Below are 8433 nucleotides of genomic sequence, written 5' to 3'. Positions count from 1 at the left end.
GTGGCCTGCACGGGAATCCTGCTCATCGGGCAGGAGTTCAACACCCGCATGATCAACACCTCGCTCACCGCCGTCCCCCGACGCCGCCGGTCAGCCGCCCGCCGAGGTTCGGGTCCACCAGCAGGTGGCGGCCAGTCCGGTGAACCCGAGGGCGCGGTAGAGCGGTTCGCCGAGCGAGGTGGCGACCAGGGTGGCCGGGCGGTCCGGGTGCGCATGGGCCAGGGCGGTCTGCAGCACGGCGCGGGCCACCCCCTGACCGCGCTGGTCGGGCAGGGCGGCGACCCAGTACACCCCGGTGGCCCGGCCGTCGTCGCAGGTGAGGCAGGCGCCCGCCGGGGCGCCGTCGACCCGGCCGATCCAGCCCCGGCAGCCGGGTTGGCGCAGCAGCTGCTCCGGGAGCGCGTCACCGCGGGCCCAGGGCTGACGGGCGGGCAGCGGGAAGCCGTCCACAACGGTCCGCTCGACCTGGGCGAAGGAGTCGCCGTCCAGCGCCTCATCCACCGTCAGGGAGCCGCCACCGCGTGCCCGGGAGGCGGCGGGCAGCTCGGCCGTCACGCCCTCGACCGGGCCGGGCTCACGCGCCATCACCGGCATGACCGGCATCCTGGTGGCCCCGAAGCGGGAGAGGTCGAGCCCGCCGTACGGGTCCTCCAGGGTGAAGCGGATGGTCTCCCACTCATCCAGTAGCTCCGCCAACTCCTTTGCCACGAGGCCCGGTTCGGCGTAGTGGCGGGTGACCAGGAAGCGCTGCGAGTCGTCCGGGGTGCGGGCGCAGCGGACCGCCGTCAGCCCCGGTCGGACCCGGAACTGCCAGCCGTGCGCGCGGGCTTGGGCGAGCCAGAATGCGGCGGCGTTGTCGTTGGCCTGTTCGAGCCGGCTGTTGGTGTTCACGGCAGGACCGTAGTCCGGCGGCCCCTGCCCCGGTCGAGCCGCACCGGCACTGGCCGGATGAAGCCTGGGAGGCGCACGACCCATGCTCGTGCGCCCTCACGTGCACCGCCGATTTTCGGTCAATTTCTCGCCGCTCCGTCCCCCTTGGGCAAATCCGCAGCCCAGACCCGCCGACCGGGCGCCCGGAAGCCGGACGCCCCAGGAGCAGTCCCGCGACAACCAGCCACCGTTGCCCCGGCCCTCTTCCCAGAAGGGTCGACGGGTGCCACGCTTCGTGATCGAATGCATCACGCCAAATTGCCATGTCGACATAGCGTCGGATGGTGAACTTGTCACAACGGCAATGGTCCACCCGATAGATTTCGATCTTGGCTAGCAGTGCCGCACCACCCACACCACACCACCGAGGGGGCTTGAGCGCCTTGAGCAGGGTGAGCAGGAGCGACGCGGGTCCTGACAGCGGCCAGGCGCTGGCCGGCACCGCGGGTCGGTCCGCGAGAAGCACTGGCACCTCCGCGACCGCCGCCACCACCCGTACCTCCGGCACCCCGAGCACCTCGGGCCCAGCCTCGCACTCCTCCTATCCCGCGGTACCGGCCGCCACCGGCCCCGTCCCCGCCGAGCACAGCGGTCAGGCGTACAGCGGTCAGGTGTACGGCAGTCAGGCGTACGGCAGTCCGGCGTACGGGAGCCAAGCCCACGGCGCCCAGGCCCACAGCGGCCAGGCGTCGTACGGGGCGCAGCCGCCCCAGGGCGGGCACCCGAACTACGGCGGACAGCCCGTCAGTCGAGGCCCCGTCAACCAGGGCCAGGCCTACGGCAACCCCGCCCAGCCCTTCACCGGCGAGTACTCCGGCTACAACGGCCACCCGGCCTACCCCGCCGGCGGCGCTGCCCCGGGCCCGAACGGTGTCGGCGGCCCGCTCGGCGGCCTCGCCCTGGGTACCGCCCCCGGCCACGGCCCGTTGGGCCACGGCGGTCCGGGCGCCAACGGCTCCCCGGCGACCCCGTCGCCGGCCGGCGCCCCGCGCAAGCTGTCCGGCCGACGCCGCCGGGAGACCGTCGCGGTGCTGATCTTCGGCGGCGCCCCGATCTTCGAGAGCTCCATCCCGCTCTCGGTCTTCGGCGTGGACCGCCAGGACGCCGGGGTCCCCCGCTACCGGCTGCTGGTCTGCGCCGGGGAGGAGGGTCCGCTGGCCACCACCGGCGGCCTGACCCTCTCCGCGCCGTACGGCCTGGAGGCCCTCGCCCGGGCCGGCACGATCGTCGTCCCGGCCTGGCGCTCGATCTCCCAGCCCCCGCCGGTCGAAGCGATCACCGCCCTGCGCAAGGCGCACCACGAGGGCGCGCGGATCATCGGCTTGTGCACCGGCGCCTTCGTGCTCGCCGCCGCCGGACTGCTGGACGGCCGTCCGGCGACCACCCACTGGATGTACGCGCCGACCCTGGCCAAGCGCTACCCCCGGGTGCACGTCGACCCGCGCGAGCTCTTCGTGGACGACGGCGACGTGCTCACCTCGGCCGGTACCGCCGCCGGGATCGACCTGTGCCTGCACGTGGTGCGCAGCGACCACGGCGCCGAGGCGGCCAACGCGCTGGCCCGCAGGCTGGTGGTGCCCAGCCGTCGCGGTGGCGGCGGACAGGCCCAGTACATCGATCAGTCTTTACCGGAGGAGATCGGCAACGACCCGCTGGCCGAGGTGGTCACCTGGGCGCTGGAGAACCTCAACCAGCAGTTCGACGTCGAGGTGCTGGCGGCCCGTGCGTACATGAGCCGCCGCACCTTCGACCGCCGGTTCCGCACGCTCACCGGCAGTGCGCCGCTGCAGTGGCTGATCACTCAGCGGGTGCTCCAGGCGCAGCGGCTGCTGGAGACCTCGGAGCTGTCGGTGGACGACGTCGCGCGCCGGTGCGGGTTCCGTTCGCCGGTGGCGCTGCGCGGGCACTTCCGCCGTCAGCTCGGGGTCTCGCCGGCCGCGTACCGGACCAGCTACCGGGCCCGTCGGCCCGGGCAGCAGTCGGGTGCCCCGGCCGGGGCGCACGGCGGCGACCTACGGCTGCCCGGCGCGCTGCCGCACGCGGCACCCGCCTCGGCGGCGGGCGGGGCACTGTTCGGCGCGGCGGGGCACGGCGGGCAACCGGCCCACCCGTTCCCGGCCGGACCGGGGGCGCAGGTTCCGGTCGGCCAGGCGGGCCCGCACGGTCAGCCGGTCGGTCCCGGGCAGCCGGTGCCGCACGGTCACGCCGGTCCGTACGGTCCGGGGCAGGTCGGGACGCCGGCCGCCCAGGGCTTCCACGCCCGCGCGGGTCAGCCGTACCCGCACCAGCAGACCGCGCAACAGCCGCACCCCGGGCAGCAGGGTGTGGCGCGCGGTCCGGTGCGGCCTCCGCTGGTGCCGCCGCAGGCCGGGCCGGGTGCGGGGCGTCCGCCGCGCACCGCCGAGCACGCGGCGGCCGAGGACGGCCACCCCCAGCCGGGGGCGCGCGGCCAGGGCCAGGGGCACCGCAGCGCGGTCGAACGGCCCGCGGACGTGCCGGGTGCGGCCGGGCGTGCGCACGGTGCGCCGGGCGGCCGGGTGCCGACCACCGCCGCCGGGCAGCCGGCGGCCGGGGCGGGCGAGCTCCGTGGCCGGCAGGCCCGGGCGCCGCAGGTCCGCGCCCAAGGCGGTCGGGCCGCGGCGGCGGACGGCGGTCGGGCGGCGCGCGAGGCCCGTCCCGGGCGGGACGGTCACGCGGTCCGCACCGGCCGGGAGGGCGAGCACCCGGACGGCCGCGGCCCGCACGACGGGGCGGAGGAGCACCGGACCGACGGCCTCGCTCCAGCACCCCGCTCGGCTCCACCGGTGCCCGCGGCGCGTGATCGCGCCGTAGGGTGAGTTGCGTGAATGACCGTTTGGTATGGATCGACTGTGAAATGACCGGCCTCGACCTCGACCGGGACGCCCTGGTCGAGGTCGCGGTGCTGGTGACGGACTCCGAGCTGAACATCCTCGGCGAGGGTGTGGACGTCATCATCCGCCCGCCGGCGGAGGCGCTGGCGAACATGCCGGAGGTGGTGCGCGAGATGCACACCGCCTCCGGTCTGCTCGACGAGCTGGAGCAGGGCATGACCCTGGCCGAGGCCGAGGAGCGCGTGCTCGCATACGTGCGCCAGCACGTGCCGGAGGCCGGGAAGACGCCGTTGTGCGGCAACTCGGTGGCCACCGACCGCGGCTTCCTGGCCCGGGACATGCCGGCCCTGGAGAAGCACCTGCACTACCGGATCGTGGACGTCTCCTCGATCAAGGAGCTGGCCCGCCGCTGGTACCCGAAGGCGTACTACAACAGCCCGCAGAAGGGCGGGAACCACCGGGCGCTCGCCGACATCCGGGAGAGCATCGACGAACTGCGGTACTACCGCGAGGCGGTGTTCGTCCCCCAGCCCGGCCCGGACGCGGACACCGCGCGCGCCATCGCCGGGAAGTACCAGGCCTCGGCCGGCTGACCGGGCGGGCCCGGCGCGCCCCCTCCGCAGCAACCACACCCCGGCGCGACCACCGCGGAGGGGGCCGTGCGGACGGCCCCCGGAGGGTCGGGGAGGGTGCCCGCGTTCGCCGGAACGAAACCCTGGCGCGAGCACCCTCTCGGATCCTGTAGAGTTCTTCCTGTCGGAACGGGAACGCGAGAGCGGGAACGGACCGGACAGATGGTGGGTGTAGCTCAGTTGGTAGAGCACCTGGTTGTGGTCCAGGTGGCCGCGGGTTCGAGTCCCGTCACTCACCCCAGAGCCTGAGGGGCCGATCTCTTCAAGAGATCGGCCCCTCAGGCGTTTTCGCGTTGCCTCAGTTGTGTGTGACGGTCCGACTTTTCCGGGCGGCCCCTGCCGCGAGAAGCTACCGGAGAGTAACATCGCCGCCATGACCACTCCTTCGATCGGCCAGATGCTCGACGCCACCGTGCCGATGGCGCACACCCTGAAGCTCGAGTACCTGGAGACCACCCCGGAGCGCGCCGTGCTCCGACTGCCCGACCAGCCCGCGTACCACAACCACGTCGGCGGCCCGCACGCCGGCGCGATGTTCACGCTCGCCGAGTCCGCCAGCGGCTGCATCGTGCTCGCCGCCTTCGGGGACCAGCTGTCCCGGGCCGTGCCGCTCGCCGTGAACGCCGAGATCGCCTACAAGAAGCTCGCCATGGGCGAGGTCACCGCCACCGCCGTGCTCGGCCGCCCGGCCGCCGAGGTCGTGGCCGAGCTGGACGCCGGCGGCCGCCCCGAGTTCCCGGTCACCGTCGAGATCACCCGCGCCGACGGCGCCGTCACCGGTGTGATGACGGTCACCTGGACCCTGCGTCCCAACTCCTGACCGCCGCGCGGTCGGTGGCCCCGGGCGGAGCGCCCCGGGGCCACCTGCGCGATGACTGTCCGTAACGGTCGGCGTGACCTCGCCGCCCGTCCGCTCGTTCTCAACTCACGTGCGAGCCAATCACGCGACCAAGCCCCAGGAACCCGCCCCCCGCGGCGTCGCCGGAGCGCGGCGGGCGATCGCCCGGTGGCTGCCCCGCCCCCGCACCGTCGCCGCCGGCGGGGCACTGCTCGCACAAGTCTGGGGCGTCGGAGCGCTCGGCGCGTACGCGGCCTCCGCCGAGGCGCTGCCCGGGCAGGCCCAGCCCGCCGTCCGCCGGACCCTGCACGGCGGCACCGTGATCGACGGACAGTCAGCCGCCCGCCCCGAGGAACCCGGACACCCGGCGGCCGCGGAGCCCGGCCGCTCCCCCGGGCTGATCGGGGAACTGACCGGCGGAGCACCTGTCGACCAGGCCACCGGCGCGGTCGGCGGCGTCCTCCGGGAGCGCATCCGAGCCGGCGGGCTCCCCCTCCCCGGCCAACGCGCCGCCGTCCCCGACGCCTTCGCTCTCGCCTCCGGCCTGCTCGGCACCGCCCCGGCCCGGGCCCGCCCGGCCGAGACCCGCGCCGCCCGCGAGGGCGAGCCCGCCGAACCGGCCACCGTTCCGCAGCCGCGCTCGCCCCGGCCGGTGGCCGCCCGGCCCCGCTCCGAGGCGGCCGAGGCCCCGGCGGTACGGGAGGCCGCCGCCGTCGAGGGGCAGTCCGCAGTGGAACCCGCCGGTGCGACGGGGGTTACGGAGGAGGCCGCGGATCCCGCCGTACCGACGGACGGCGGGACGCCCCAGGCGCTCGACCTCGCCGACACGGCGACCGTGGACGACGGCTCCGCGACGGCGACCGCGGTGCTCGCCCCCGTCGCCGCCGGACTGCTGCTCACCGGCGCGGCCGTGTGCAAGCACCGCGGACTGCCACGCGGGCACTGAACGGCCCGGACCGGCACTGGCTAGGCGCCGGGGGCCAGCTCCACTTCCATCAGGGGGAGTTCACGCCCGGGGATCGAGCCGGACGGCGCGCTGCCGATGCGGGTGGCACCCATCGCCAGGTAGAAGGGCTCGGCGTGCGGGTCGGAGTCGACGGTGAGGCGGCGCAGGCCGAGTGCTCGGGCTTCGTCGCGGACGTGGTGGAACAGCGCCCGGCCGATGCCGCGGCCGATCAGATCGGGCTCGACGAAGAGCATGTCCAGCTCGCCGGACGGCGGCGCGGGGGTCAGCACGGCGAACCCCAGCAGCCGGCCACCGTCCTCGGCCACCACCGTCGAAGCCGACGCCCGCCCGATCACGGCGGCGTCCAGGGTCAGTTCGTCCCGGCAGGCGGCCATGAACGCCTCGCCGTAGCCCCAGTACGCCTTGGCCCGCAGGGCGATGCCGGTGAGCAGCTCGGCCTCGGCCGGGCGGGCGGGTCGGATGTGCATGGTGTCCCCTCGCGTCGACGGCCGGGCGGCGGTGGCCATTGTCCGGCGCAACTCGGTCGCCCACCAACGGTTTTACGGTCGACGGGGACCGCCCGGCACGCCCGTCAGCGGAAGACACCCGGCGGCGGGGCCGGGGAGGGCGCGGCGGTGTCGTCCGTGGCGGGGACGGCTCCGGCGGTGAAGTCGCTGAGGGAACGGCCGTGTTCGACCCGGCCGTGGGAGGAGTCGGAGGCGACGCGGCGGGTGAGGTCGGGAATGGGGAGGGGAGTGTGGGCGGCGGCGAGGACGAGGTTGCCGAAGCGCTTGCCGCGCAGGACGGTGGGGTCGGCGACCAGGCAGAGTTCGGGGAAGACCGCGGCGAGGGTGGCGACCTGGGAACGGGCGAAGGGAAGAGCGGCGCCGTCAGCGATGTTGGCGGCGTACCAGCCGCCGGGGGCGAGGGCGCGGGCGGCGAGGGTGGCGAACTCGACGGTGGTGCAGTGGGCCGGGGTACGGGCGCCGGAGAACACGTCGGTGATGACCAGGTCGACGCCGGCCTCGGGGGTGCGTTCCAGCACGCTGCGGGCGTCCGCGCCGCGCACCTTGATCTGCCAGCCGCGCTCCAACGGGAGTTCGGCGCGAACGAGTTCGGTGAGCTCGGTGTCGATCTCGGCGACCTGCTGGCGGGAGCGCGGCCGGGTGGCGGCCACGTAGCGGGCCAGGGTGAGGGCGCCGCCGCCCAGGTGGAGGACGGTCAGCGGGCGGCCGGGCGGGGCGGCCAGGTCGATCAGGTGGCCGAGCCGGCGCTGGTACTCGAAGCCGAGGTGGGTGGGGTCGGCGAGGTCGACCAGGGACTGCGGGGCGCCGTCGATCAGCAGCGTCCAGGCGGCGGGGCGGTCGCGGTCGGGGCGCAGTTCGGCCAGGCCGGAGCCGACGGGGCGGGTGAGCGGGCCCTGGGCGTGGGTGCGGCCGCCCGGCCCGGTGGTGGCCGCCGGTTCCGGGTTGCGCGCGGCCCTGCTGCTTCGTCCCATGGCCGCCATTATCGCCGCCGGGAGGGAACACCCACAGGTCAGGGGCGTGCCGTGGGGATCCGGCCGGTGACTGAAGGGGCCCGGCGGAATCCTCGCGGCACGCCCGCTAGAACGGGCCGAGGCCGCCGGCGGTGAGCGTGCAGGCGGCCTCGCAGAGGGCGGAGCGGAGCACCCAGGCGTCGGTGGGGCGGGTGCTGCGACCGGTGCCGGAGGGCGGGATCACCCAGCGAGGGTCGGTGGCGCCGGGCACCAGGGCGCCGGCCGTACAGGAGCTGCCGGGCAGGTGCCAGGTCTCCCAGGTGCCGGCCGGGACGAGAAAGGAGACGGTGCTGCCGTTGCGGCTCTGCAGGACGGCTCCGCAGGCGCGGCGCAGCCGCAGGATGTCGACGGCCTCCAGGCCGTGCCGCAGGGCGACGGTCACGGTGTCGCAGCTGGTGAGCAGGGTGCCCTCCTCGGGGACGGCGGCGTCCCTGCGCAGGCCGCCGCAGGAGCCGCGGCCGCCGCCCACCGCGCCCCGGCCGGGGAATCGGTCGTCGGTGGGGTCGGGGAGCAGGGCCGGGGCGGCGCAGGCGAGCACACCCCCGGCGACGGGTCGGTACTGCGGCAGTCCGGCGGCCATCATGGGCCCTCCTGTACCTCGTCGGGTCGGAAGCGCAGTCGCCCGGGGTGGGGCGCCGGGGACGGGGAGGGGCCGGGGGACGGCCTGGGCTTCCACGTATCAGGACAACGCGGCGATG

General features: G+C 75.4%; 7 protein-coding genes, 1 tRNA gene and 1 pseudogene. 5 read left to right on the top strand and 4 right to left on the bottom strand.

The window, feature by feature from the left end:
• Nucleotides 1-90: 90 nt before the first annotated feature.
• Nucleotides 91-891, bottom strand: a complete 801-nt coding sequence (locus tag ABZW30_RS41335; RefSeq protein ID WP_355676464.1) for a GNAT family N-acetyltransferase — start codon at nucleotides 889-891, stop codon at nucleotides 91-93.
• Between the two features lie 1034 nt (nucleotides 892-1925).
• Here ABZW30_RS41335 and ABZW30_RS41330 point away from each other — a divergent pair.
• From ABZW30_RS41330 to ABZW30_RS41310, 5 genes and pseudogenes are all read left to right on the top strand, one after another.
• Nucleotides 1926-2900: pseudogene (locus ABZW30_RS41330) on the top strand (helix-turn-helix domain-containing protein); the annotation flags it as partial.
• A gap of 872 nt (nucleotides 2901-3772) precedes the next feature.
• Nucleotides 3773-4375 carry an oligoribonuclease gene (gene orn, locus ABZW30_RS41325; protein WP_355676463.1) on the top strand — a complete coding sequence of 201 codons (603 nt, stop codon included), beginning with the start codon at nucleotides 3773-3775 and terminating at the stop codon, nucleotides 4373-4375.
• Between the two features lie 204 nt (nucleotides 4376-4579).
• A tRNA-His gene (locus ABZW30_RS41320) sits at nucleotides 4580-4655 on the top strand.
• A 132-nt stretch (nucleotides 4656-4787) separates the two neighbouring features.
• Nucleotides 4788-5234 carry a DUF4442 domain-containing protein gene (locus tag ABZW30_RS41315; RefSeq protein ID WP_270146831.1) on the top strand — a complete coding sequence of 149 codons (447 nt, stop codon included), beginning with the start codon at nucleotides 4788-4790 and terminating at the stop codon, nucleotides 5232-5234.
• Nucleotides 5235-5343: 109 nt separating this feature from the next.
• Nucleotides 5344-6198: a hypothetical protein gene (locus ABZW30_RS41310; protein WP_355676462.1), complete on the top strand. Its 855-nt coding sequence runs from the start codon at nucleotides 5344-5346 to the stop codon at nucleotides 6196-6198.
• 20 nt (nucleotides 6199-6218) lie between these two features.
• Here ABZW30_RS41310 and ABZW30_RS41305 read toward each other — a convergent pair whose 3' ends face one another.
• From ABZW30_RS41305 to ABZW30_RS41295, 3 genes are all read right to left on the bottom strand, one after another.
• Nucleotides 6219-6686: a GNAT family N-acetyltransferase gene (locus tag ABZW30_RS41305; protein WP_355676461.1), complete on the bottom strand. Its 468-nt coding sequence runs from the start codon at nucleotides 6684-6686 to the stop codon at nucleotides 6219-6221.
• Nucleotides 6687-6790: 104 nt separating this feature from the next.
• Nucleotides 6791-7696: a fused MFS/spermidine synthase gene (locus ABZW30_RS41300; RefSeq protein ID WP_355676460.1), complete on the bottom strand. Its 906-nt coding sequence runs from the start codon at nucleotides 7694-7696 to the stop codon at nucleotides 6791-6793.
• A gap of 106 nt (nucleotides 7697-7802) precedes the next feature.
• Entirely contained in the window at nucleotides 7803-8318 is a 516-nt protein-coding gene (locus ABZW30_RS41295) for a hypothetical protein (protein ID WP_355676459.1), read from the bottom strand.
• Nucleotides 8319-8433 lie beyond the last annotated feature (115 nt).

Source organism: Kitasatospora sp. NPDC004669, assembly GCF_040609455.1.
GTDB lineage: Bacteria > Actinomycetota > Actinomycetes > Streptomycetales > Streptomycetaceae > Kitasatospora.
The sequence above is the reverse complement of the archived record's forward strand: the minus strand, read 5'-3'. Positions and strand labels throughout refer to the sequence as shown.